Source organism: Alteromonas sp. G4i13, from assembly GCF_054960505.1.
The window spans coordinates 1-26,118 of record NZ_JBHNYX010000052.1; the positions used below are offsets into that span (position 1 = coordinate 1).

Sequence of the window (26,118 nt, forward strand, 5' to 3'; positions counted from 1 at the left end):
GGCACTAAGGCCGGCTTTATTTTTAGATTTGCGCTTTTTGTTCTTAGAAGAACAAGTAAGAAACGCTAAGCTTCATGCTACGAGGCATAATGTAGCGGCCGTTTGGTGAATCTGGATTACGTGGGTCACCCTCGGTAATACCTTGTTCGTCGGTCAGGTTATCAACAGAGAACTGAAGACGAAGTGATTCAGTTGGCTCTAGCGTTAGACCTACATCAATCTTCTCGTATCCCTCTAGTACAACTGTGTTTTCGTTGTTACCAAAGCGATCATCAACCGCTGATAATGTACCGTATACCGTGGCATACATATCGCCGATATCGAAGCCGTAGCTTGGTGTTACACGTACTTGCCAACCAGGCTGACGCTGAGATTCATTGCCTTCGTTATTGGCGCTGGCAGTAATTTCAGTTTCCTGAATAGTTCCGTTCACGCTCAACGAGAAGCCTGAATCGTGGCTATAGCGACCGTCAAGTTCTATACCGTAAGCTTCGTTAGTAAGAATTTCAGCCGGTGCGCCCGGACGGCGTACAAACGTATCGCCTTTTACTTCGTTTGCGAATGCAGTCGCAAAGAACTGGATGCTGTCATTCATGAACTTATAGCCAAGCTCGCCTTGAGTAACTTCTTGAATCAAGTCGTTACCGCCAGTGTAGGCACCCCAGTTGTCTCTGAAGTCGTCGAAGTAAGGCATTTTATAGCCTCGGTTCATGCGAACGAATACACCGCTGGTGTCATTAAGCGCGTAATTTGCGCCCACTGTCCACGACGTTTTGGTTTCGTCGTACTCAAGCGCTTTAGTTATTTTGCCGTCAAGATCTTCATCTACCGAATAGTTCACTTCGTGATTTTCACGGCGTAGTCCTAAGTCGATGCTCAGGTCTGTGGTTGCGTACCACGTACCCGTTGCATAAAGTGCGAACGTGCTTGCATCACCTACAGAGCTGATGTCGTAGTTCCAATCGCAGCCTTGTGCGTCGGTGTTACATTCGATCCCGTCTAACAATTCGCCGCCTGGCTGCAACACGTGGTAAGCCGTGTTACCAATGCTCCACCAGTCATTAGCTTTGGTTGATGCACTGTAAATACCAAATGATGTATCGAAGTCTTCCCAGCTTTTCGACACAGCAAGGTCGTTAGTGAAAGCTTCAATATCTTTAAGTACTACCCAACGACCGATTTGCTGAATAGGCGTATCACCGTCATACACTGTGCCAGTTACTGCACCAGTGGCTGATTCGCCATTGTCGGCAACATTTGCAACGGTAGTTGCAGAACCATTCGGTACAAGACCAAAAGTATTGGCTTCACCTTTGGTAAGGTTAAAGCGGTCAACTAGCTGCCAGTCGTTGCCTAAGTCAAGCTTAATGCTACCGCCACTTACGTGTCCGTCCCATCCACGACCTTCGCCAAAGTCGAATGACTCAGTGGTATCGTTAGGGCCATACGTAATGGTGCCTTGGCGATTCAATGGACCAATTTGCGTATAGTTTGCGTCGATACCTTCAACGTTTAAAGGTGTAGGTAAGTACCAAGTACCGCGATCGTCAGTTTGACGGGTATAAAGGTTAAGCTCGCCTTTTTCGAAAACTTTAGTGATGTTTACGGTGAACTGGTTACCCTGCTCAGAGTTAAAGCCGGCATCACGAATACCTTCTGAGCTCTTAATGTAGCCACCTACCATGTAGTACAAGTCGTCATCTAGTGCGCCGCTTGCAACCACGTCAATGCGGTTTAGGCCGTAGTCAGAGATAGTGTACTTCGCTGACGCTTCTGTCGACTCGCCACCACGTTTAAGGCGGAAGTTTGTTGTAAGACCAGGTTGACCGTTGCTTACTACTGGGTTTGGACCACCGCGTAAGCCTTCAACCATTTCAATGGTATCGTCTATGCGAAACAGCTGAGAGTTCTCAAGGAAAGATAGCGTAGGTGCAGGGTAGATAGGAGAGTTCTCAAGCGCAATCGTTAAGAACGGCGCATCGCCACCACCTGGAAAACCACGCACAAATACGTTCGCGCCAGACTCACCGCCTGAGCTTTCAACCCAAACACCTGGAATGGCCTTAAACAAATCGGCCGTAGACTTAGGTGCCAATTTTTCAATGTCGCTAGCGTCGATGTTGGTTACCGCGAAGCTTGCGTCAATCTTTCTAATCCCTGCGCCGCCTGGCGTACCGCTGACAACAATGATCTCTGCGTTGTCTTTCGCTTGTTGTTTTACGTCTTCTTGTGCCATGGCAGGCTGCGTTAGTGCTACCGCTACTGCACTCGCCAGCATTCCTTTTGTAAACAACGTTTTCATGGTGTGTGCTCCCGAAAATGTTCTATTGCGTTGTTAACTGAATGCGTTAAACAGGTTTAAAAATTGTTATACGCATCACGATTGCGAAACAAAATAGATCTGTTTGCAAACGATTGCAAGAATAAAATGCAATCGTTTGCAAATTTTTTGTTTATTGTTGTTAACATGGTTTTACGCCAAGACGATTCGCGCTATATTGTGAATTCGGCTGTAGAGTCGACGATTTATCCGGTTTAGGTAGCGGTTTTACGCTTATATTTTGTAGTGCTATCACGGGTAACCCGGTATACCGAAAATTATTAGAGAATGGTCACATTGGTTTCTGAAACAAAACTCACCTTAGCGAAGCTGGCTGATATTGCTGGTGTATCAACATCGACAGCATCACGGGCACTGAAAGACAACCCGCTTATTAAGCAGGAAACCCGAAGCAGAATTCAGGCACTAGCTAAAGAGCACAATTTTAGTATTAACGCGGCCGCTAGCCGCTTAAGAACGCAGAAAACTCACGTGATAGCGGTGATTTTAAATCTAATCGACAACACCGAACAAAGCACCACAGACCCATTCCTGCTTAAGCTGGTGGGAGAGCTAAATCAAGCGCTAAATGCCAAAGGCTACGAGCTACTGCTGTCTAACTCATTTATGGCATCTGACGATTGGGCGAACTACTTTATTCGCAGCCAGCGTGCCGACGGCATTATTGTCATTGGGCAAGGAAAATCCACGGCCAAAATCGACCGAGCAGCACAGTCGGGCATTCCCATTGTAGTGTGGGGCGATGCAAAAACAGACGCACCATATCCCATTATTGGCGGCGACAACTATCTGGGTGGCTATACGGCAACCCAGCATTTGCTGAGCCACGGCGCCAAACGCATCTTGTTTCTTGGAGATTCTGAACACGCGGAAATGCAGGAACGTCACAAAGGATATTCGCAAGCCCACCGCGATGCGAATGTGCCAATAGACACGCAGTGCACCTGCGCCATCGATATTACGTCGAAAGCAGCATACCAATACATTAACGAGCGTATAAAGGCGAATGGGTTAGATTTCGACGGGATCGTTTGTGTAAGTGATATGGTGGCATTAGGCGCGTTAAAAGCGTTAAAAGAGCGCTATGTAGGTATTCCAAGCGATGTAGGCATTGTGGGTTACGACGATATTTCTTTAGCTGAACTTATGCACCCGTCGTTAACAACGGTGCGTCAGAATACTCAGCAAGCCGCAATAGAGATGGTTACGCAGCTATTAAACCAGTTTGAAAACAAACCTACAGAAAGCCAGGTAGTGGAAACAACCTTAATTGCCCGTCGCTCTACGCAGCACAGCGACTAATATTTCGCTTTTTTATCAGCTTTTTAACGCATAAACGCTATTATTTAACGGTAACAGGGTGTCGATATCGAGCTCTAACGAAAAAATAAAAGCGTTTTGCAAACGTTTGCATTTTTATTTTCTTACGACTACACTCCTGCATAATTCAGTTAACAGAGTGTTTACACATGTCCCGATTCATGGTCATTGCAGCCATTGCCATTAGCTACTACGTATTTGCCATACTACTTAACAGCGTGGGGACTGTTATTCTGCAATCGATCAATAGCTTCGACATTAGTAAGCCAGATGCAAGCACACTAGAAGGCTTTAAAGATCTCTCTATTGCTATTGTCTCGTTCCTAGTGGCCAGCTTCATTCCAAGAGTTGGCTACAAGCTTTCAATGTTACTTGGGTTAGCATTAGTGGCCGTTGCCTGTGCGCTGACGCCTTCTATCGCAAGTTTCTGGTTCATTAAAGTGTTGTTTGCCTGCATAGGTACTGCATTTGCGCTAGTGAAAGTGTCGGTGTACGCCATTATTGGGCAGCTGTCGTCTACCACTAAAGCGCACTCATCGCTAATGAACACCATTGAAGGTATTTTTATGTTGGGCGTGTTGTCTGGCTACTGGGTGTTCGCTGGGTTTATCGACCCCAATAACGATGCTTCTTTATCTTGGCTGAACGTTTACTACTTACTAGCTGCGCTGGTTGGTTTTACGTTAATCGTTGTGGCATTGGCTCCTATAAAGCCTGTGGAAAAAGCGCAATCAGAAGGCCTTGCAAGCGAGTTCTTCAGCATGCTGAAATTGGCGTATAAGCCTTTAGTGCTGGTGTTTATCTTCTCTATTTTCTTATACGTGTTAATAGAGCAGGGCATAGGTTCGTGGCTGCCAACTTTTAACAAAGAGGTGCTGGGCTTACCTACTCAAGTCAGCATTCAAATAACCAGTATCTTTGCGATAGCGCTGGCCGTTGGGCGCTTAACTGCGGGCGCAGTACTTACGCGAATGAACTGGTATCCCCTCTTAAATATCTGTTTGGCGGGTATGGCTACGGTAATGCTACTAAGCTTACCGCTTGCCGAAAACGTGGCTGACAGCACAATAGCCAGCTGGGCTGATGCACCAATAGCTGCGTTCCTTATTCCATTAATTGGATTGATGATGGCGCCTATTTACCCCGTATTAAACTCGGTAATGCTAAGCGCGCTACCTCAACATCAACATGCACCTATGACAGGGCTAATTGTGGTATTTTCGGCTCTTGGGGGAACCACAGGTTCTATCGTGACTGGATTTATTTTCGACGCAGTAGGGGGCCAACAAGCATTTTATCTATCGCTTATTCCAATCGGTGCATTAGTGGTAACCCTATTCTTCTTTAAACGAGCGTCTTCTTCTCTATCGCCTAAAGGTGCGCAGTAACTATGAGTTCTTCTTCACACAACTGGCGCGACAGCTTGTCGTTTTTTGCCAGCGACCTGTTTAAACATGTGCAAATGGCACAGCTATTCCCAGACAGCAAAACCTTCGCTGACGCTATTGTTAAAACCGATCTCAATACCGTTTTAGCGGCTTATGAACAAGCGTGTTTAGATGCTGAGAAAAGCGGCGAAGCAGTAGACTTAGCTACGTTTGTTAATACCCATTTCGATACTCCAGAAATGATTAGCGCAACATCGCAAACCAAGTTTGAAAATGTAGCCGATTATATTGAGCATATGTGGCAGGTGCTAACGCGTACCCCCGACACTGAGCAGAAAGACAGCTTAATAGCGCTTACCCGCCCATACATAGTGCCGGGTGGACGCTTTCGCGAAATCTATTACTGGGATACATATTTTACCGCGTTAGGTCTAATTGACGCGGGGCGCACCGACATGGCAATTAACATGTTGGTGAACTTTGTAGATATTTTAAATGAAGTAGGCTGCATTCCTAATGGCAACCGCGCCTATTATTACTCTCGCAGTCAGCCTCCTATTTTGGCGTTGTTTTATAATTTGCTTAAAGACGCACTAAGCGACCAGCAAAAAGAATACGTTATCTGGGGCTTAAAGAAAGAATACCAGTTTTGGATGAATGAAGCGGGCGAGAACGCGTCACAGAAGGGCGCAGCACAACTGCGCACGGTTACCATGCCGTGTGGTGCTACACTTAATCGTTACTTCGACACCGAGCCTACGCCTCGCCCTGAGTCTTATCGAGAAGACATAGAAACAGCAGAGCACATAGGCGCTGACAAAAGTCAGTTTTACCAGCATGTTCGCGCGGCTTGCGAATCGGGTTGGGACTTTAGTTCGCGCTGGCTAGCTAATCCCAATTCACTAGCAAGTATTCGTACAACTGAAATAATTCCCGTAGATTTAAATGCGCTTTTAGTCACGCTTGAACAGACTCTGGCAAGCGTGACTAAAGGTGCCGAGCAAGCGCGCTACAGTGCGGCATCTACAGCGCGAATTAACGCAATAAACACCTATTTATTTAATGCTGAAAAGGCGGGCTATTTTGACTACCACTTCCCCACACAAACTCAAACCGATGTAGTGTCAGCGGCTATGTGTGTGCCGTTGTTCGTTGGTATCGCAAATGAACAACAGGCAGAGGGAGTGCGTGCCGCGGTAATGAACTCCTTGTTAAAAGAAGGTGGCGTGGTAACCACTTCAAACGCGACGTCGCAACAATGGGATGCGCCAAATGGCTGGGCACCGCTTCAACTGTTTGCTGTTGAAGGGCTGCGCAACTATGGGTTTGAAATGCAGGCTCAAACCATCATGCTGCGCTTTTGTAAAACCATTGAGCGTCACTTTGCATCAAGCGGTGTGCTACTTGAAAAGTACAATGTGTGCGAACCGGAAATAAAAGCAGGTGGCGGTGAATACGACGTACAGCTAGGTTTCGGGTGGACCAATGGCGTGTATACCCGTTTTCAGACATATCTGAACCAGTAAACAAACTTCGGTTAAAACAAATACGCGCGGTACCGTAACAACGGGCCGCGCGTTTTTTGGTAGTGTAGATATTAATTGTTGCCTGAGCGGTTACCCATATCAATCGACATGGCAATATCATCGAGTATGTCGTTTAGCCCCGTAATCTTCTCGTGAGCGATAAATACGCTCATCTGCGACTCAACCACAATATGGTCGGAAGTCGCATCGTTTTCAAAGGTATTGTCTAACGCGCTCTGTACGCGGTCGAAAAACTGTCGTGCACTTCGTTCTTCAATATTGTGCAGACATAAAATAAATTGCTCGGTACCAAATCGTCCTAAAATATCGTTACCGCGGGTAACATTTTGAAGAGTTTGTGCAATTTGTCGTAATACTAAATCACCTTTTGTTGACCCCATTTTCCGCGTTATTTCACGCAGATTACTAATGTCGAATATAGCAATGGCTATGGCCCGGCCTTTTTTCGGCGCATCAAGCTTGTTAATGCGGGCTATCGCCGAATTCGCATTAAGCAGCAGAGTAACGGGATCGATGGCTTTGCGCGCAAGGTGTTTTCTACGAAGTACGTAGCCAGTAATACCGCTTACCAGAAGGAAAATAATAATAGCGGTATACAGCGTGTTCTTTCGTTGCTGTTCCGCTTGTTCAATCGCAGATTCCAAATCATAAATGCGGGTATACAAGTTAGCAGCACCAATAATTAAGGCCGAGTCTTGAGTAACTTCACGGCGCTTAGTCACTTCTTTAGAATAAATCTCGTGCGCTTCTTTCGCCTTAGCTAAGTCCTGCAGTGCGATATACATGGATACGTTGAAGCTAAGGTAATCCAAATTTGAACGAAAGACCGGCGGTATCGCGTCATCATTTAACGCTTCAATACCTGATATATACTGCTTAATACAGGTGAGATCGTTGTCATGTAAGCAAATCTCAGCTTTGTGCCAGTTAACAAGAAGCTCGCCAAACGAACTCGAGATGTTCGAAGACGCTTTTTCTAAATCGGGAAGGGTGTAAGTAAGTCGGTTGTAGTTTTGTGTTTTTCTATAGTAAATAGACAGTGCATACTGATACAAGAAGTTGGTTAGCGGTGTGTCTATTTCGCTATTGAGTACACCTAGTTCTAGAATGCTTTGGTAGGCGCGCTCAGTTTGACCGCTGCTTAGCAATGACACAATGGCGCTGATAAGAATACTTACCTTATTACTGCCTTCATATACAAGCAAGCCCATTTCATGTGCTTTTAGATATTGCTCTGCTGCTAAGGCATGTTGCTCTAAATCGCCATATAGTAAACCGATTGCGTTGTGAATATGCGCTAACTCACCGGGGCTGCCATCGTTAGAATAACGCTTAAGCACACCAAACATCTTACCCAATCTTATTTCAGGTGAAGTGGTTTCTGAACAGTAGTTAATTAGGCCTAAAGAAGAGCTGGTAAAGATATCGCTGTGGCGCTCGGGCGATGATAGTGCTTGGGCTTGTTGGTAGTACTTACAGCGTGCTGGATTTTCTCTGGCGTCATAAGAAAAGCCAATTTGATAAATAGCCGATGCAAACGCATAAGAGCTTTCATCAATATTGCTTTGCATAATGGCTTTAAGCAGCATAGTTTCAGCTTCTTCGTACTTACCACGGCAAATTAAAAACTGCCCTTTGGCTACGGTTAAGGCAAAACGTTGTTGTGATGTAAGCGACTCAAGAGCAAGTGTGTCTTCAAGTTCTGGAAGTAGAGACTGATTAGGGCAATCATACGAAGGCGTGCGTACCTTTTCGATAACGGCATCGATGTTGTCGTTTGCCAACGCGGCAAAAGAAACTAGCGCAACGCTCAAAAAAGAGAATACTGTTAAAGATAACCTTTGAAACATGAGAAATAACGTTTTTGTTTTTTCTTCATAATATCGATTTGAGCCCAGAACTACTACACGGGGCACCTAAAAGTTACGTATTTTTTGTATCTTAATGCGTCTACTATTCTCTAAAAAGTTGGGCTATATAAGCATGTGTTAGGTATTTACCCTACATTGCTAATGGGTAGGCGACCCAAAACTAACCAATATAGCTACTCCAACCAAGGCAACGGCAGACCATACAATAGTTGCTTTAGTCGCCCGTTCACCAAGTACCCATGCAACCCCTAGCGACATTAATGCGCTTGTAGCAATAAGGGTTTGAACCACAGCCGCTTTCGCATAAGCAAACGCAAACATTTGTAGGTAAATAGCAGCAGTCGTGCCAAGTAACGTGGCTAACACAAAAGCAGGCCATACACGTTTTCCGCTGTCACTTTCATAGTTAATAACGGGCATATAGCGTGTTTTGGTTATGGCTATAAATGGCACCACAAATACCATACCGCCAACTAAGCGTAAGAACGCAGCGCTGGCAGCGTCAATTTCACCGGCACTTAAAATGTCGCGGCTAACTACGGCACCAACTGCCTGACATAACGCTGCGCCCACACCATACAAATAGCCACTGGTAGCAAATACATGAGTAGTGCTGCGTTTGCGTACCTTTATAACCATATCTACCGAAAACAGCACTACTGCAACGCCAACCCACTGCTGCCAGGTAATCCATTCGCCAATAAAAGCCATAGCAAAAAGGGCAGTGAATAAAGGCGCAAGAGTTTCGGCGACCAGCACCGCTTGGCTATCGCCAATGCTTTGCAAGGCTTTAAAAAAGCAGGTGTCGCCAATGCCTATACCAATAAGCCCGCTAAGCAATAACCACAAAACAGCATGAGTACTAAGCCCCGTTGGTTGAACCACTACTAAAACCACTGCCAAAATGGCAATAGAAATAAGCCCCTTCCAAAAGTTCATGGTAAGCGGCGAAAACGCATTACCCGTTCCACGGAATAAACGCGCAGCAATTGCCCAACAAAGCGCTGTACCTAGCGCAGCAAAAACACCCATAAATTACCTGTTAAAACTTTGCCCAAAAATGCTGGGGCAAATAAGTAGCTTGCCAAAAAGAGCGGCTATGCTAATGCAAGGTGTGGGCGGGGTAAACTTAAATCACATCAGTAGTTTTTAACTAAATATATTGAAGCCTTAAGCAAACGTAACAGAAGGCTAAGGGCATTCGTGGCATTATGTTGGTGGTAAGATTCGTGAGTAAGTTAAGCGCTGTACTTAATTAAGTGGGCGTTAACCAAACTTTAAGAATAACAGTGAAGTAAAAGGACGAGAAAAGCGTGAGCGTAGAGCAGATGAATTTAACCGGCATTAAAGGTGTAATATTCGATTTAGACGGCACCTTGGTAGAGTCTAGCCTTAACTTCACGCAAATGCGCGCCGATGTAGGCTGCCCACAAAACGAAGACATTCTTACCTTTGTTAATGCCCTAAGCTGCGCCGAAGCCCAAGCGAATGCACACCGAGCTATATTACAGCATGAACTAGACGATGCGCAAAATGCGAAGTGGTTACCCATTGGCAAAGCCATGGTAGAAAAGGTGCAGGCACACAAACTACCCATGGCAATAGTTACCCGCAACTGCCGCCAAGCCACCGCCATTAAGGTAGCAAATAACAGCATTCCCATCGACTACGTGCTAACCCGCGAAGATGCCCCGGCCAAACCCGACCCATCCGCCTTATTGATGGTGGCGAACACATGGCAGCTTCAACCTGAAGACTGCCTGTATGTAGGCGACTTTATTTATGACCAGCAAGCCGCCGAGAATGCTGGGATGAGATGGTTTTTGGTTTAGAGATCAATTTTATGCCCTGAAGGTGGAGTCGGTACTTCGGGTAAGATCGTCATCAATTCTTCTTCTACAAAGCAAGGGTTTCCGATGCCCGCATATACTTTAGTATACTCTTCTTCTCTTAGCTCTTGCATGTTCATATTTTGTTCGATACTCATAGTTAATTCCTTTTCAATTAATTTCAAATTGCTAAAAAGCGCAGAAAGGTTAACAAGGCTACTGACATATGGATTTGCGATTGAAGACAGAAAAGAGATTCATTAAGCACTTTTTCGTGTTTGGCGCAATATTGATGTTTTTCTGTCTCATTATTTCAAATGATGCTAGAGCTCTCGGCGTTACATTAAATGGTAAAACTAAGTTCGCAGGTATTCCCGCAGGTATCATAAGAGACATCGAAGTAGTTGGTGATGCTGTTTATATTGCATCTGAAAATGGTGTGTTTAAGTACTTGGGAGGACAGTCAGAGAGGGTAAGTTATGGTTCGACTCTCAGCACCCGTGGTACGGTTTCTGATCTTTATTTTGATGGGAAAGAAACACTATGGATAGTTGAATTTGGAGTAGGGGTTTACAAGTTTAATGTGGGTACTGGTCTAGCAGAAAGTTTTCATCACGAAAGCAAGTGGCCCAAATATGCATGGAAGATAGGAGTCTTGGAACACTATGTTGTTGTTTCTTTGATAAGCGGCATTATCGTTGTAGACATTGCGACGGGTGAGCTACAAAGTTGGGCATCAAATGTTGGTGTCGGAAACGTAGAAAGAGTCTTATCGCTCTCGGTATCAAAGAGCGGTCTGGTCTTCTTAGCGTCTAAAGACGGATTAGTGATAGTTGATCCTGACAGGAAGGTCAGTGAGTTGATAGCGGTTGACAATTCCTTGACCGCTCTCTCTTCAGTTGACGCAGTCTCAGCGTATGACTCTATAGTTCATATAGGTGGAAAAGAAGGAGTTTATGCTTGGGACATGTCAACTAACGAAAAGCGATTTTATCCGTTCAAAATTCCAAGTTCATCCAGCTCTATTTCAGATGTTTATGTTTCAGAATTAGGTAGGTTATATGTCGCAGCAGGAGGCCTATTCGAAATCAAAGAAGGACTAATAATCAAACCTGACTTTATGTCACCTTTGATAACTTCCGATGGAATAAAAAGCATTGTAAAAATTGCAGAATTACCGTCGGGAGAATTATTAATAGCGTCTTCTCAGCTAGGGCTTGTTTCTATTTCTCACTCACATGAAGCTATAAATCTTGTCCATCAAAATGGCCAGGTCTTTAGAAAGAACATTAAATCATTTGGCACCAGCAATGATTTTGGGTATGCCGTAGGCACAAAAGACCAAGACTTTCTCATTGATTTGAAAACAGGGGAGGTAAAGCCATTTAGTTTTTGGGAGAATAATAGTTGTATAGATGAATTGTTGAACGAAATTAGTACGGAATTTACAAATACAGTTTCTGGCTACGACTTCTGCAGTTCTGAGTATTCACACATCACTAGTAACTCTGTTTCCCATTCTTATGTATACCATGACTCTGGGGAGAATGCGTTTTATAACATTATTGATAGAGGTGTGATAGTCGATAAAATACCTGCCCCTCAAAACATGATCACTTCGGTTTTGACTGCCTCTGGTGAAATCGCAGGATTCGATACCAATAGTTATTTTCATATCCAGATGTCCAAATTTAACTGGAAGTCAATTTCTCCTGATGAAGGCAAGTGGGTTGGACTGACTTGCTTAATTGAACTGGAGAACACTTTCTTACTCTGTACTTCAGGGCAGGGAATAAAATCTATCAACAAGCGTACAGGAGAGATAGCTTCATCTAGTCTACTCGAAGATACAGGTGCAAGATTTATCAGGGGAGCTCTGTTAAGCACAAATGATAACTTATGGTTCTTATCAAACATGGGGCTCTTTGTTGTAACGTCAGACGGTAACTTAATTTCTTTCAATGAAAATGATGGGATATTTGATACTGACTTTGAATACCGTGGAATACAAGAACTGGGAGATCGCATAATTGTCCTCGGTGACAAGTACTCATATGTAATCTCTGAGAAGAAAGCCATTCTGGCTATGAAGGCCAAAGAAAATATTAAGAGTAGAGTTGTTTTTACCCGTATCGACTGGGCTGCTAAAGATTCGAAATCTCACAAAATGCTTCAAACAACTGGGGGTCTCTCTAACCCCATAATGCTAGAAAGTGATTTTGATGCATTTGCAGTGGACTTTAGAACTAACAGTTTTTCAGAGAATGAAACTCAAAAACTAGAGTACAGAATTCTAGGAATAGACGATGAGTGGAGCGTGCATCCCCAATCACAAGCCTTTCTCACATTGTCGGATCTTAGGTCTGGAAGCTATGAGTTTCAAGCGAGGGTGATGGGAGCCGGAAACCCTATATCTACATTAGCGTTTGAAGTAAAGCCACCGATATACTTTCAAAGGTTTGCTTTTTGGATTTATCTCACTATTACTTTAAGTCTCATTATCGCATACAAGCTCAATTATCTGAGCAAGGTATGGGGCTACTTTAAAACTACTAAACTCTACAACCATCTTACCCGCTACGAAATAACCGACGGGCACTCTAAATTTGAAAAGATGCTTCGCAGCAAAGAACGCTTCATTAACGAAATCACCCACGAACTTCGCACCCCAATTCAGCTCATCAATGGATCGTTAGAAGGCATATCCAAAACAGCTCATGCAGCGAGCAAAGAACTGATATGTGTTCAGGACAATATGAAAAGGGTCGAACAGTTGATTAATCAAATGAGTCAAGATGTCCCTAAAGCCTTGGCGGCAGCCGACTACTACAGATCCTACTCGTCAGATAACATAAAGTTTATCGTCCTATCGCTAGAGCCATTAGCCAAGCAGAAGCGGCAGAATTTAGAGTTACGTATTAAAGGGAAAAAAGAAATTTCGCTCATTAACGACAGCTTAGAGAAAATCCTGGCAAATCTAATTCAAAATGCAATTAAGTTCACACCAGAACTTGGCACAATAAAAGTAGCCGCTATACAAGATAGTAAAGTGCTTAAAGTTATCGTTAGTGATGACGGAGAAGGAATTGATGAGCACTTTCACAAAAAAGTATTCGAGCGATTCACTAAAGGGAGCAGTGAGCATGAAGGTCATGGTGTTGGCTTAGCAATGGTGAAAACCTTAGTTGAACTGAACCAGGGCGACATTGCGTTAGAGAGTCAAAAAGGCATTGGAACTAAAGTTACCGTAACGTTACCCATTGATGATATTGAGTATGTAAATTCGCATGCTGAAAAATTGTCACCCGCAAATGCCAAATCGAACAAGAAATCACTATTAATAGTTGATGACAGCAGAGAGTTCCGCTCTTATCTATTTGATTTGTTTTCTAGCAAATATCGCTGTTTAGTTGCGCGAAATGGTGTGCAGGCGTTAGATGTTATGCAGCATTACCTTGTCGATCTAGTTATCACAGATCAAATGATGCACGAAATGGACGGGCTGAGTTTAATAAGAGAAATTCGCGGTAATGTCAGCTATGCCAGTATTCCCATATTGATGTTTACTGCGGAAACCGGAACTGAATTAGAAAAATCAGCGCTAGAAGAAAAAGTGGACTACTTCTTGGCAAAACCTGCATCAAAAGAGGAAATTACTCTTAGGGTTGAGCATTTATTGTCGGTCAGAGAGGCAAAAGAGCGCGAGGAAGAGGAAAGCGAAGAGCCTGCATTTAAATTTGGATGCTTGAAAATCCCCGAGTTTGATAACGAAAAGGATATGGCGTTCTTTTTGAACTTTATCGCAGTATTGGAAAAGAACTACCACAATGAATCATTCAATAGAGACCAAGCTGCCTCGCAGTTATTGATAAGTCCTAGAAGTTTGAACCGAAGAATGTCAGAGTTGTTTGAATACAACTTCAGCGAGTTTCTTTCACGCTTCAGAATCGAAAAGTCTATTCCGTTACTGTTAGAGGGAAATAGCATTCTAGATACCTGCCTAGACGTTGGCTTCGGCACCGCAGCTTATTTTTCGACGTCCTTTAAAAAGGTTATGAGCTTACCACCCAAAAAGTTTGTGGAGCAATACAATAAAACAGTAGCGTAAAGGTAGTATCTAAAAGAACTAAATGTACCTACGTCTCTCCGCCAAAAAGCCTATCAATAGAAACGATGCCACATAGCCTGCACCTTGGTACTGCCAAGGCAAGTAGGCTAGGGTGTGTTTTAAGAACGGTGCGCCGTACAAAGTTAGTGCGCCATAGCCAAAGGCACACAGCACTACAAACAAACTAACGCGAATGGTGAAATGGTAAGGTGCCAGTATGCGTTTTACATGGCCGTTAATCAGGTCGCCGTACACCACTAGAATAGTGGCCATAAGCATAATGCTCATTTCGGTGTAATAGGGGCTTAGGGCGCGAGAAAGGGCACTGAAAAGTTCACTCATAAAATTACTACTATTATGACGTTTTTATTGTGTGCCCATTATAACCACGGTAAGGTCAAAAGCGTTAGCTAACGCCTTTATTAAGTGCGCTTACTGCTTTAAAGCCTTGCTCAATAGTGGCAATGCGGTCGGTGGTTTGATCGCGCTCTACAAATTTATGTTCAATACCGGCTAACTTGCCGTGCGCGAATATCTCTTTAAAGTTAATCGTGCCTGTGCCCACATCAGCAAAACTGCCGTCTTCAGCCAAATCTTTTACATGCCAAAGTTTAAAGCGGCCTGGGTACTGCTTAAAGTAATCAACGGGGTTTTTACCTGCTTTTACCGTCCAGTATAAATCCAGTTCCATGGCAACAAGGTCTGGGTCGGTCTGAGTTATAAGCACGTCTAATGGTGTCTTACCGTCGCGTACTTCAAATTCAAAATCGTGGTTGTGGTAGGCAAGAGTAATACCTTCCTTCTTACACGCTTCGCCAATGGTATTTAGCTTATCGGCAAGGGCTTGGTATGGCGCAATTCCCGTACCACGCTGGGCTTCGCTAAGCCAAGGAACTACCAAGTACTTGTGACCAACGGTTTGTGCGTTATCTAAAATTTGTGTCAGGTTAGTATCGAACGCGTCTAACTGAATATGAGCCGAAGGCGCAGTTAGGCCATTGTCATCAAGCAGTTGCTTAATTTCCTTTGCGCTATGGTCAAAGTAGCCTGCAAATTCCATTTCCGAATAACCAACATCAGCGACCAGTTTAAGCGTAGCCGGCACACTTACTTTCATAATATCTCTAAGCGTGTAAAGCTGCAGACCAACAGCACTTTTGTGCATGCCCTTCATCATAGCTCCTTTATCACTACCATGCCCGTGCGCCAAAACAGCAGGAGTGCTCATAGCCGCCAGTAAACCAGATGAATATTTAATGAACTGTCGTCTTGAAACGCCAGAGCCAATATTACTGGCCGCGTCTAAAATTGCTGTCTTACTTAAGTTTGTTTTACTTAAATTCACTGCTTGCTCCTTTTCTGTAGTGGTACATTGGTGATGACGCATTGCTATCATCAATTAACCCAAAGCTTTGCCCGTGCTCTCTCGCACAATAAGTTCAAACGGCATAATAACTTTGGGGGCCTTGCGAATTTTTCCGTTAAGAAGGTCCACCAGTAGCGTAACCGCCGTTCTACCAAATTCTTCTGCAGGTTGGGCAATAGTGGTTAGCGGTGGATCCACAAATGCTGAAAACGCAATGTCATCGAAACCTGCCACCGATATGTCATTAGGAACATGTAGGTTGGCTTGCTTGAAGGCTTGCATGGCACCAATAGCCGTTTCGTCGTTCTCACAAAATACGGCGGTGGGTCTACTTTCAAGGTGACTAATGGTTTCCCCTGCGTTGTATCCGGCCTGTAATGTAAAATCCCCCGGGAACAACAAGCTCTCATCAAAGGCAATATTGGCTTGCGCTAATGCGTCTTTATATCCAACCAAGCGTTCTTGGGTAAGCGGACTTGAATTAGGACCTTTGATCATGGCTATACGGGTATGGCCTAATGAAATTAAGTGCTCGGTCATTGCTTTGGCTGCAGCACGGTTGTCTAACGACACAACAGGATATTGGCCATCGTCAATCACCTCACAGGCATTCACCATGGGAAGCAGGCCATTGTCGTTGATCATCGTGGCATCAAATGGGTTGTGCGCACGTAACTGTATAAGCCCATCAGCCTGAGAAGTACTTACCATCTTGGCGTAATGGCTTTCTATTTCACTATTACCAAGCGTATTGGCAAGTAAAATGGAATAGCCCAGTTCGGCTGCCGCTTCCTGCATACCGCTAATAACACGGGCAAAAAATACGTTCGCTACCGTAGGCACCAGCACCACTAAATTGTGCGTTTTTCCCGAACGAAACTTAACTGCCATTAAGTTAGGTTTATATCCAACTGCCTGAACAGCGGCCATCACCTTATTGCGCGTTTTAGGAGAAACACGCTCAGGTTGTTGCAATGTTCTTGATACGGTAGCGACCGACACGCCGGCACTATCTGCTACATCTCTAATATTTGCCATTTACGTTATTGTTGTTTGTTAATTCACTCGCGCATTGTAAACCTAACCCAGTAGAGGTGTGGTCTATACGATGGTAGCGAATTCAAAATTTACGTGAAATTAATATGTAACCGTTTTCATTTTAAGCAAAAGAATACGCACTTTCATTAAAACGTCAAAGGTTATTTGTAGGATTTATGTAAATTTGAGCTAGTGTTATGTTCAAATTTGGTGCAGGAATAGGCGGTTAAAGGTAGTAAAGCCCCGGTATTACCTCGCCATTTGTAAACTTTAGATTAACAAAATGCTGTTTTTTGTATTGACCATTAAAATGTAACGGGTTACATTTTGTGGCATTAGTAACACCAATAGTGCGTTTGCACACAGAGGAATTTCAATGCAACCAATTCGAATGGGAATGATCGGAGGCGGGGAAGGCGCGTTTATCGGTGCCGTGCATCGTCATGCCGCAGGGTTAGATGGGAACTACCAGTTGGTGTGCGGCGCATTTAGCCGCAACGAAGAAAATAATACGCGTACTGCTTCTGCATTGAACGTATCAACATCGCGTACATACGACAGCTGGCAGTCAATGTTAGAAGAAGAAGCCAAATTACCTGAACAGCAGCGCATGCAGGTTGTGGTTATCGTAACGCCTAATCATCTTCACGTACCTATTTCACTTGCCGCAATTAAGGCGGGCTTTCATGTTTTCTGTGAAAAACCAGCAGGCATTAGCTTTGCAGAAGTAAAAGAGCTTCAAGATGTTATTCACGCCAGTGAATCGCTATACGGCTTGGCTCATACCTACCTTGGTTATCCTATGGTTTGGCAAGCACGTCATCTCGTTGAAAGCGGTAAGCTGGGCAAGATTCGAAAAGTGTATGTTGAGTATCCGCAAGGCTGGTTGTCTGGCGAAGAAGAAACGCACAATAAGCAAGCGCAGTGGCGTACCGATCCAGCAATTTCTGGCGCAACGGGCGCAATGGGCGACATCGGCACTCATGCCTTTGGACTTGTTGAGTTTGTATTAAACGACAGTGTTACCTCGTTATGTGGCGAGTTAAACACCCATGTTGAAGGGCGTCGTTTAGATGACGACGGCGCCGCGCTTATTAAAACTAAGAAGGGTGCGTCGGGCGTGCTGATTGCTTCACAGGTTTGTGCTGGTGAAGAAAACGCGTTGAAGATCCGCGTCTACGGTGACAAGGGCGGTTTAGAGTGGCGTCAAATGGAGCCAAACTCCGTTATCTATCGCCCTGTTGATGCCCCTTATCAAGTGTTTAGAGCCGGCCAAGGTCAAGTTGGGTTATGTGATGCTGCATCTGCACGTTGCCGTGTTCCAGCTGGCCACCCAGAGGGCTACTTAGAAGCAATGGCAAACTTGTATACCGATTTTGCTAAAGCGGTACGCGCGAATCAAAAAGGCAAAGCTGATGGCGTTCCAGGAATAAATTCAGGCATACGCGGAATGGTATTTATAGATGCCATGCTTGCCAGTACTGACAGCGACACTAAATGGGAGTCGGTCAGTCAGGAAGGAACGCAGTAATGCAATTAAAACATACAATGAAAAAGGTGAGCGCTTATGGCTACTAATCAACAACCTATAAAAGGGCCGGCTATCTTCCTTGCTCAGTTCATGGGAAAAGAAGCGCCGTTCGATACGCTCGAAAATATGGCGAAGTGGGCAGCGTCGCTTGGTTACAAGGGAATACAGGTACCTACTGACCCTAGTCTGTTTGATTTAGAAAAAGCAGCCGAGAGCCAAGAGTACTGCGACAACATTGCTAAAATTTGTAAAGACGCAGGGGTAGAAATCACTGAGCTTTCTACGCACTTACAAGGTCAGCTAGTGGCGGTTCACCCCGCTTACGACGAGTTATTTGATAACTTTGCGCCGGCACACTTACACGGCAAGCCACAAGAGCGAACCGAATGGGCAATTAATCAGCTCAAATGTGCGGCTATTGCCAGTAAACGTTTGGGATTGAAAGCTCACGCTACCTTTTCTGGTGCATTAATGTGGCACTTGGTTTACCCGTGGCCTCAGCGTCCTGCTGGCTTGGTCGAGCAAGGCTTTGCTGAACTAGCCAAGCGTTGGAAACCCATTCTCGATGCATTCGACGATGCGGGTGTTGACGTATGCTACGAAATTCACCCTGGGGAAGACTTGCACGATGGAGCTTCGTTCGAACAGTTTTTAAAAGCGGTAGATAACCACCCACGAGCAAATATTCTTTTCGATCCAAGTCACTTTGTTTTACAGCAGCTTGACTACCTTGACTTCATTGACCGCTACCACAGCCGGATCAAAATGTTTCACGTCAAAGACGCCGAATTCAATCCGAACGGTAGAAACGGTGTGTACGGCGGCTATCAAGACTGGCAAGACCGCGCGGGACGTTTTCGTTCCCTTGGCGACGGCCAAGTCGACTTCAAAGGTATTTTCAGCAAGCTTACCCAGTATGGCTTCACGGGCTGGGCAGTACTAGAGTGGGAATGCTGCTTAAAAGACAGTGCGCAAGGCGCGGCAGAAGGCGCACCGTTTATCGCTTCACACGTTATCGAGCCAAGCAAATATGCGTTTGACGACTTTGCTGGTGGAGACGTTAGCGAAGCGAAGAATAATCGTATTTTAGGCCTTGAGCGCTAAGCGCCATCAATAGGATAACAATAACTATGATAACCCTACGCCTTAGTTTGATGATGTTCCTCCAGTTCTTCATTTGGGGAGGCTGGTTTGTAACATTAGGCACGTATCTATCAAATACCCTGTCTGCCAACGGTGGACAAATCGGCATGGCTTTCTCAACCCAAAGTTGGGGCGCCATCATTGCCCCCTTTATTGTGGGCCTTATTGCTGACCGGTTCTTTAATGCAGAAAAGATCCTCGGCTTACTACATATTGTTGGCGCCGTGCTTATGTACTGTATGTACCAAGCGAATGATTTCGCCAGCTTTTACCCTTATGTGTTGGCATACATGATTGCATACATGCCTACGCTTGCTTTGGTTAACTCAGTGTCATTCGGACAAATGGTCGACCCGTCAAAAGAGTTCGGAAAAGTTCGTGTGTGGGGCACTATCGGCTGGATTGTGGCAGGCCTTATGATTAGCTATGTCTTCTCATGGGATTCTGCACAGTCTATTGCCGATGGTATGCTCAAAAACACGTTCTTATTGTGCAGCGTTGCCTCGCTAATGTTGGGCGTATTCAGTTTTACACTGCCAAATACGCCACCTCAATCTAGCGGTAAAGCGGTAACTATTCGCGATATTCTTGGCTTGGACGCGTTGGCACTGTTAAAAGACAAAAACTTCTTTGTATTCTTTCTTTCATCTGTACTTATTTGTATTCCACTGGCGTTTTACTACCAGAATGCGAACCCATTCCTTACTGAAATAGGCGTTGAAAATGCAACGGGCAAAATGACACTAGGTCAAGTTTCCGAAGTGTTGTTCATGTTGGCTCTGCCGGTATTTTTGAACCGTTTCGGTATTAAAGCCACGTTGGTGATAGGTATGGCGGCGTGGGTTGTTCGTTATGCACTGTTCGCATTCGGAAACGCTGACGAAGGTTTGTTCATGCTTATTGTTGGTATTGCACTGCACGGTATTTGTTACGACTTCTTCTTTGTATCAGGGCAAATCTATACCAATGCAAAGGCGGGAGAAAGCGTAAAAAGTGCAGCGCAGGGGCTAATTACCTTAGCGACATATGGGGTAGGTATGCTGGTGGGCTTTGCAGTGGCAGGCGCAATTACCGACACCTACACGATGGAAACCGGTGCGCACAGTTGGCAGCAGGTCTGGTTATTCCCAGCAGGGTTTGCCGCGGTTGTGTTAGTGCTATTCGCCTTTCTGTTCAGAAAGGAAAAGGTGAACGCAGATGCATAACATTACCCGCAGAAAATTACTTCAAGGTATGGCTATGACAGGGGCAGGCATTGCCGGAACAGGGTTAGCAGCAGCTGGTTTAGCCACTGCGATGCCTGCTATAGCGAGTACAAACGGCACGAAAGGTAGCAACACCATGAATACGCCGCTTAAAGGAAATGTAAACCATTCGGTAAGCCGATGGACCTACGGCGATTTAAGCATTGAAGAGTTGTGCCAAACCGTTAAGCAATTAGGATTTGGAGCCATTGACTTGGTAGGCCCTGAAGATTGGCCTGTGCTAAAGCAGTACGGCATCGACTCTTCTATGTGTAACGGCGCCGAGATAAGTCTTGAAGACGGCTTCATTCACAGTGAGCTCCACGACGAACTAGAAGCGCGTTATATAAAGCACATCGATTTGGTCGCTGATGCAGGTTATACAAACCTTATCTGCTTTAGCGGCAATGCCCGAGGCATGTCACGAGAAGATGGACTGGAAAATGCGGTTAAAGGGTTAAAACGCATTTTACCTCATGCTGAAAAACGCAACGTAGTGATTTTCATGGAGCTGTTTAACAGCAAAGTCGACCACCCTGATTACATGGCCGACAATTCTGCATGGGCGATAGAACTTTGCAAACGCCTAGGTTCTAAGCACTTCTCACTGCTTTACGATATCTACCACATGCAAATTAATGAGGGAGATATCATCCGAACTATTCGAGATAACTATCAGTACTTTGGCCATTACCATACGGCCGGCGTACCTGGGCGTCACGAAATAGATGCTTCACAAGAACTCAATTACGAAGCAATTGCTAAAGCCATTGTCGAGACCGGATTTAAAGGCTACTTAGCACAAGAGTTTATACCCACACCGAAAACCAAAGCCAACAGAATAGCGTCGCTACAACAAGCGATCCATATCTGTGATGTGTAACGTGCGAACAGGCACAGCGACGAATTAAGTTTTAAGGACGTGTTATGGCGAGTAACGAATATGATGCAATAGTTATTGGATCTGGTATCAGTGGCGGTTGGGCTGCTAAGGAGCTAACCGAGAAGGGCCTAAAAGTGCTTATGTTAGAACGTGGCCAAAATATCGAGCACATTAAAGATTATAAAAATGCGCACAAAGAAGATTGGGATTTTCCTCACCGAGACTTGCCTACTCAAGCAATGAAAGTGGATTATCCCGTGCTTAAGCGCGACTACCCGCTAAATGAAAAAACGTACGGTATGTGGGCAAATGAAAAAGAAAATCCTTATACCGAAGACAAGCGCTTCGACTGGTACAGAGGTTACCACGTAGGTGGACGCTCACTGTTGTGGGGACGCCAAAGCTACCGTTTGAACAAAGAAGATTTCGAAGCCAATGCTAAAGAAGGCATTGCTGTCGACTGGCCTATTCGCTACGACGATTTGGCGCCATGGTATGACTACGTAGAAAAATTCGCGGGTATCAGTGGTAATCGCGATGGCTTAGATGTATTGCCTGATGGTGTATACCAGCCACCAATGCCAATGAATATTGTAGAGGAAAGTGTCGCGGCGCGGGTGAAAAAGGCCTATGAAGGCGCGCGGCACATGGTGCATGGCCGCACTTCAAACATGACACAAAGCAAGCCCGAAGAAGGGCGTGTTCATTGCCAATACCGCAATAAGTGCTGGTTGGGTTGTCCTTTCGGTGGCTATTTCAGTACACAAGCATCTACGCTTCCAGCTGCGGTTAAAACAGGTAACTTAACCCTTCGACCTTTCTCGATAGTAAAAGAGATCTTGTTCGACAAAGACAAGAAGCGCGCGACTGGCGTTGAAATTATCGATGCAGAAACCAACGAGACCTATATATTTAAAAGCAAGATCATCTTTGTAAATGCGTCAGCACTTAACTCGGCGTGGGTACTGATGAACTCTGCCACAGACGTATGGGACGGTGGCTTAGGAAGCAGCAGCGGCGAGTTGGGTCACAACGTTATGGATCACCACTTTAGAGTCGGTGCTTCAGCTGAAGTTGAAGGTTTTGACGACAAATATACCTACGGTCGCAGACCGAGTGGCTTCTATGTGCCAAGGTTTAGAAACTGGGGAAGTGATAAACGAGACTACCTGCGTGGATTTGGTTATCAAGGCGGCGCAAGCCGTTCAGGTTGGCGCAAAGACATAGCTGAGCTTGGTATAGGTGCTGGACTTAAAGATGCGATAACCGAGCCTGGTCCATGGACAATAGGCATGACAGCGTTCGGTGAAATTCTTCCGTATCACGAGAACAAAGTGTACTTGAACAAAAAAGTCACCGACAAATGGGGCTTACCAGTACTCGCAATGGATGTCGAGATTAAAGAAAACGAGCTTAAGATGCGCAAGGACATGCAGCAAGACGCGATTGAGATGTTTGAAGCAGCAGGTCTTAAAAATGTTCAAGGCTGGGATGCTGACTACGCACCTGGCATGGGCATTCATGAAATGGGCACGGCGCGTATGGGAAGAGACCCAAAAAGCTCTGTGCTTAATGCGCATAACCAAGTGTGGGATGCACCGAACGTATTTGTGACCGATGGTGCGGCAATGACATCGGCCAGCTGTGTTAACCCTTCACTGACCTACATGGCATTAACGGCAAGAGCCGCAGACTTTGCCGTAGAAGAGTTAAAGCGAGGAAATCTATAATGGAACGCCGAGAACTACTTAAACTCATCGCTACTGCTACAGGCACAGCATTGTTCGCAGGTAATGTACTTGCCTACACAGATGTGCCCGCTGTACCGCTTAGCGACACATTGTTTAATGAAAAAGATGTGGCCTTGCTGAATGAAATGGGTGAAGTGATCATTCCTCAAACTGACACGCCTGGAGCAAAAGCGGCTAACGTTGGTGCCACAATGGCTGTGCTGGTAACCGATTGCTACACACCTTTGCTTCAGAAGACCTTTCTTGATGGCATTAAGAAAATATCTTCGTTAAGTCAAAGTCGTTTCAACAAACAATTTGTTCAGCTTACCAAGCAAGAACGAGAGGCTTTATTTAACGACCTGGATGTAGAAGCGAAAGCGGCGAACCTTGCTAACGGTGTTTATCAAGGCGTTGAAACAGGAAAGCCAAGTCAGTGGGAGCCAGGTACCGATGAGCCAACCCCTCACTACTTTACGCTATTAAAACAGCTAACACTTTATTGCTTTTTCACGTCTCAAGTTGGCGCGACTAAAGTGCTTCGTTATGTGGCTATTCCTGGACGCTACGACGGTGCATTCCCTTACAAGAAGGGCGACAAAGCGTGGGCCACCTGAGCCTGCGCTATCGAGCTGCCAAACACAACACAGTTATATAACGGATAAAACAAGGTACTGACACTATGAATAAAACATTCGTCGCTTCAACAGTGGCTTTACTCATGCCACTTTGTGCATGTGCTACAGCAGATGCACAAACTGAAAAAAGCGAATCGCGTTTAACCCGCGAACAGCAGGCTGCTAAAACGGAAGTATGGGAGCCTGTTCCTGAAGTGGTTTCTTTTGATAAGGCGGGCGTGCCCTCTGATGCCATTTCTTTAATTGGTGATGACCTGTCTAACTGGACTTCAGTAAAGGAAGGTGAGGCTAAGTGGACGCTAGAAAACGGTGTACTAACTGTGAAGCCGGGAACAGGCGATATCAAAACGAAAGCAGAGTTTTGTGATGTACAGTTGCACGTAGAGTGGAAAGCGCCGCAGCCAGAAGCGGGAATGGAAGGACAGCAGCGCAATAACAGCGGTATCTTCCTGCAGCAGCGATATGAAATTCAAGTCTTGGATTCATATCAGAATAAGACCTATCCCAATGGTCAAGCGGCAAGTGTTTATAAACAAACCATTCCTTTAGTTAACGCTATGAAGGCGCCTGGCGAATGGCAAACTTACGACATCATATATAAAGCACCAACCTTTAACGGTGAAGAACTAGCAACGAAAGGCTATGTTACGGTAATACATAACGGCGTAGTGGTTCAGAACCATACTGAAATTCAAGGTACAACAGAATGGATCGGTGCGCCTAAGTACAAAGCTCACGGATGCGCACCGCTTCAATTACAAGATCACGGCAACTTAGTAAGTTTTAAGAATATGTGGGTAAGACCACTTTAAAAAGCTAGCCGATAGATATCTTCAATCTCTTCAATACTCAATTGCTTGGGATTATTGCGAAGAAGGCGAGTTACTTTACTCGCCTCTTCTGCTAATTCACCTACACAAGAAGGCGGAATATTGAAGTGGGTGAGCGAAGCGGGAATATCTACATCGCGACACAGTTTTTCTATAGCAACTAATAATAGTTTAATTGCTTCCTCTTTTGAGTGGTGGCGCTCACATACCTTTAAAAGCTTAGCCACACAATAAAGTTTGTCTTGGCAGAACGGCGCATTTACTTTCAACACATGAGGTAACATTACCGCGTTACTCATGCCATGTGACAGATGAAACCGTCCCCCCAGTGGATAAGCCAATGCATGTACTGCCCCTACGCCTGCGTTTCCAAACGCAAGACCCGCCATTAAACTGCCGGTGGCCATATCTTCACGTGCAGATAAGTTCTCACCATTGTTATAAGCGTGAAGTAATGAATTGAAGATAAGCTTGAGTGCATTCTCTGCCAGAGCGTCGGTTATCGGACTAGCATTTACACTTATATAAGCTTCAAGCGCGTGAACGAATGCGTCTATACCGCTCGCTGCTGTAATGGACTGGGGGCATGTTTTTGTCATTTCAGGTGCAACGATCGCAACATCGGGTAGCAAGCAGTGGCTAACAATTCCTTTTTTCATCTGTGCTATCGGATCTGACAAGATAGCAATATTGGTAACTTCTGAACCTGTACCGGCAGTAGTGGGGATAACAATAAGAGGCAAACGCCGTTTTGAAAGCGTATTTTCACCGAAGAGTTCACTGAGGGGGCCAGTATGATCGTATGCAGCTGCAAGTACTTTTGCACTATCAATAGCGCTACCTCCACCAAGAGCAATAATTCCGTCTACTTGCTTCTCACGAAGTATCGCTAACTTATCTTCTATGATATTCACTTCAGGCTCTGGTGGAATGTCATCAATAATAAGTAAGGGTGAAGAGGGTAATAGTGTGAGTAGTTGATCAAGAAGACCAGATGAAGAAACGCCTTTGTCAGTAACGATGGCACATTCCTTTATAGATAATCTCGACATTTCATCGGGGAGAGCTTTTATAGCGCCAAGACCCGTTACGAGTTTTCCTGCGGTTTTGAATTCTGAAACCTTCATGCAAACCCCTCAATAATCCACGTACACGTTCAAATATCGTCTTACTAATTTATAGTACACAGCGTGACTTACCAATTAACTAACCTTATAGATCGTGAAAAGCGCGGTGAATTAGTGGTTTTTATGAACGTATTGCACATTGTTTATGCAAACGATCGAAAAATAAGGATTTTTTTAAAATACT

The 26,118-nt window shown here is 44.9% G+C and carries 20 protein-coding genes; 12 read left to right on the forward strand and 8 right to left on the reverse strand.

Translation table 11 applies throughout. From position 1 onward, the window contains the following. Positions 1 to 43: 43 nt before the first annotated feature. A complete protein-coding gene (locus ACFI6J_RS18720) occupies positions 44 to 2,302 on the reverse strand; it encodes a TonB-dependent receptor (protein WP_014947951.1) in 2,259 nt (752 codons plus the stop codon). Positions 2,303 to 2,608: 306 nt separating this feature from the next. Here ACFI6J_RS18720 and ACFI6J_RS18725 point away from each other — a divergent pair, with 306 nt between their 5' ends. From ACFI6J_RS18725 to ACFI6J_RS18735, 3 genes are all read left to right on the forward strand, one after another. After that, a complete protein-coding gene (locus ACFI6J_RS18725; RefSeq protein WP_014947952.1) occupies positions 2,609 to 3,643 on the forward strand; it encodes a LacI family DNA-binding transcriptional regulator in 1,035 nt (344 codons plus the stop codon). Between the two features lie 167 nt (positions 3,644 to 3,810). After that, positions 3,811 to 5,049, forward strand: a complete 1,239-nt coding sequence (locus ACFI6J_RS18730) for an MFS transporter (RefSeq protein WP_231506387.1) — start codon at positions 3,811 to 3,813, stop codon at positions 5,047 to 5,049. Positions 5,050 to 5,051: 2 nt separating this feature from the next. Beyond that, positions 5,052 to 6,575, forward strand: coding sequence for a trehalase family glycosidase (locus ACFI6J_RS18735; protein WP_156085805.1), 1,524 nt, complete (start codon positions 5,052 to 5,054; stop codon positions 6,573 to 6,575). A gap of 71 nt (positions 6,576 to 6,646) precedes the next feature. On the opposite strand, the gene ACFI6J_RS18740 is transcribed toward ACFI6J_RS18735, so the two are convergent. Then, on the reverse strand, positions 6,647 to 8,446 hold the full coding sequence (locus ACFI6J_RS18740; protein ID WP_014978067.1) for a GGDEF domain-containing protein: 1,800 nt from the start codon (positions 8,444 to 8,446) through the stop codon (positions 6,647 to 6,649). Between the two features lie 159 nt (positions 8,447 to 8,605). After that, positions 8,606 to 9,499 carry a DMT family transporter gene (locus tag ACFI6J_RS18745; protein WP_014978068.1) on the reverse strand — a complete coding sequence of 298 codons (894 nt, stop codon included), beginning with the start codon at positions 9,497 to 9,499 and terminating at the stop codon, positions 8,606 to 8,608. Between the two features lie 281 nt (positions 9,500 to 9,780). On the opposite strand from ACFI6J_RS18745, the gene ACFI6J_RS18750 reads away from it, so the two are divergent. Next, positions 9,781 to 10,299: an HAD family hydrolase gene (locus tag ACFI6J_RS18750; RefSeq protein ID WP_156085808.1), complete on the forward strand. Its 519-nt coding sequence runs from the start codon at positions 9,781 to 9,783 to the stop codon at positions 10,297 to 10,299. Here ACFI6J_RS18750 and ACFI6J_RS18755 read toward each other — a convergent pair. After that, entirely contained in the window at positions 10,296 to 10,454 is a 159-nt protein-coding gene (locus tag ACFI6J_RS18755; protein ID WP_014978070.1) for a hypothetical protein, read from the reverse strand. The genes ACFI6J_RS18750 and ACFI6J_RS18755 overlap by 4 nt on opposite strands. Before the next feature lie 80 nt (positions 10,455 to 10,534). On the opposite strand from ACFI6J_RS18755, the gene ACFI6J_RS18760 reads away from it, so the two are divergent. After that, the gene (locus ACFI6J_RS18760) at positions 10,535 to 14,404 is read left to right on the forward strand and encodes a hybrid sensor histidine kinase/response regulator transcription factor (RefSeq protein WP_231506388.1); all 3,870 of its coding nucleotides are present in this window, start codon (positions 10,535 to 10,537) and stop codon (positions 14,402 to 14,404) included. 18 nt (positions 14,405 to 14,422) lie between these two features. Here the strand turns inward: ACFI6J_RS18760 and ACFI6J_RS18765 are convergent, their stop codons facing one another. From ACFI6J_RS18765 to ACFI6J_RS18775, 3 genes are all read right to left on the reverse strand, one after another. Beyond that, a complete protein-coding gene (locus ACFI6J_RS18765; protein ID WP_014947959.1) occupies positions 14,423 to 14,746 on the reverse strand; it encodes a DUF3392 family protein in 324 nt (107 codons plus the stop codon). 64 nt (positions 14,747 to 14,810) lie between these two features. After that, a complete protein-coding gene (locus ACFI6J_RS18770) occupies positions 14,811 to 15,749 on the reverse strand; it encodes a sugar phosphate isomerase/epimerase family protein (protein WP_014975433.1) in 939 nt (312 codons plus the stop codon). Between the two features lie 54 nt (positions 15,750 to 15,803). Further along, positions 15,804 to 16,808, reverse strand: a complete 1,005-nt coding sequence (locus tag ACFI6J_RS18775) for a LacI family DNA-binding transcriptional regulator (protein WP_012516940.1) — start codon at positions 16,806 to 16,808, stop codon at positions 15,804 to 15,806. A 376-nt stretch (positions 16,809 to 17,184) separates the two neighbouring features. Here ACFI6J_RS18775 and ACFI6J_RS18780 point away from each other — a divergent pair, with 376 nt between their 5' ends. From ACFI6J_RS18780 to ACFI6J_RS18810, 7 genes are all read left to right on the forward strand, one after another. After that, positions 17,185 to 18,339: a Gfo/Idh/MocA family protein gene (locus ACFI6J_RS18780; protein WP_014975434.1), complete on the forward strand. Its 1,155-nt coding sequence runs from the start codon at positions 17,185 to 17,187 to the stop codon at positions 18,337 to 18,339. A 36-nt stretch (positions 18,340 to 18,375) separates the two neighbouring features. After that, complete coding sequence (locus ACFI6J_RS18785; RefSeq protein WP_014975435.1) at positions 18,376 to 19,443, forward strand: sugar phosphate isomerase/epimerase family protein; 1,068 nt, start codon at positions 18,376 to 18,378, stop codon at positions 19,441 to 19,443. A 26-nt stretch (positions 19,444 to 19,469) separates the two neighbouring features. Next, positions 19,470 to 20,687 (forward strand): nucleoside permease, encoded by a 1,218-nt coding sequence (locus tag ACFI6J_RS18790; RefSeq protein ID WP_014975436.1) that lies wholly within the window; start codon positions 19,470 to 19,472, stop codon positions 20,685 to 20,687. Next, positions 20,680 to 21,609, forward strand: coding sequence for a hydroxypyruvate isomerase family protein (locus ACFI6J_RS18795; RefSeq protein ID WP_014975437.1), 930 nt, complete (start codon positions 20,680 to 20,682; stop codon positions 21,607 to 21,609). The genes ACFI6J_RS18790 and ACFI6J_RS18795 overlap by 8 nt, the downstream gene beginning before the upstream one ends. Before the next feature lie 44 nt (positions 21,610 to 21,653). Further along, entirely contained in the window at positions 21,654 to 23,339 is a 1,686-nt protein-coding gene (locus ACFI6J_RS18800; RefSeq protein WP_014975438.1) for a GMC oxidoreductase, read from the forward strand. Beyond that, complete coding sequence (locus ACFI6J_RS18805; protein ID WP_014947966.1) at positions 23,339 to 23,956, forward strand: gluconate 2-dehydrogenase subunit 3 family protein; 618 nt, start codon at positions 23,339 to 23,341, stop codon at positions 23,954 to 23,956. The genes ACFI6J_RS18800 and ACFI6J_RS18805 overlap by 1 nt, the downstream gene beginning before the upstream one ends. A 65-nt stretch (positions 23,957 to 24,021) precedes the next feature. Beyond that, complete coding sequence (locus tag ACFI6J_RS18810; protein ID WP_014975439.1) at positions 24,022 to 24,789, forward strand: 3-keto-disaccharide hydrolase; 768 nt, start codon at positions 24,022 to 24,024, stop codon at positions 24,787 to 24,789. On the opposite strand, the gene ACFI6J_RS18815 is transcribed toward ACFI6J_RS18810, so the two are convergent. After that, a complete protein-coding gene (locus ACFI6J_RS18815; protein WP_014975440.1) occupies positions 24,786 to 25,934 on the reverse strand; it encodes an iron-containing alcohol dehydrogenase in 1,149 nt (382 codons plus the stop codon). The genes ACFI6J_RS18810 and ACFI6J_RS18815 overlap by 4 nt on opposite strands. Positions 25,935 to 26,118: the final 184 nt, after the last annotated feature.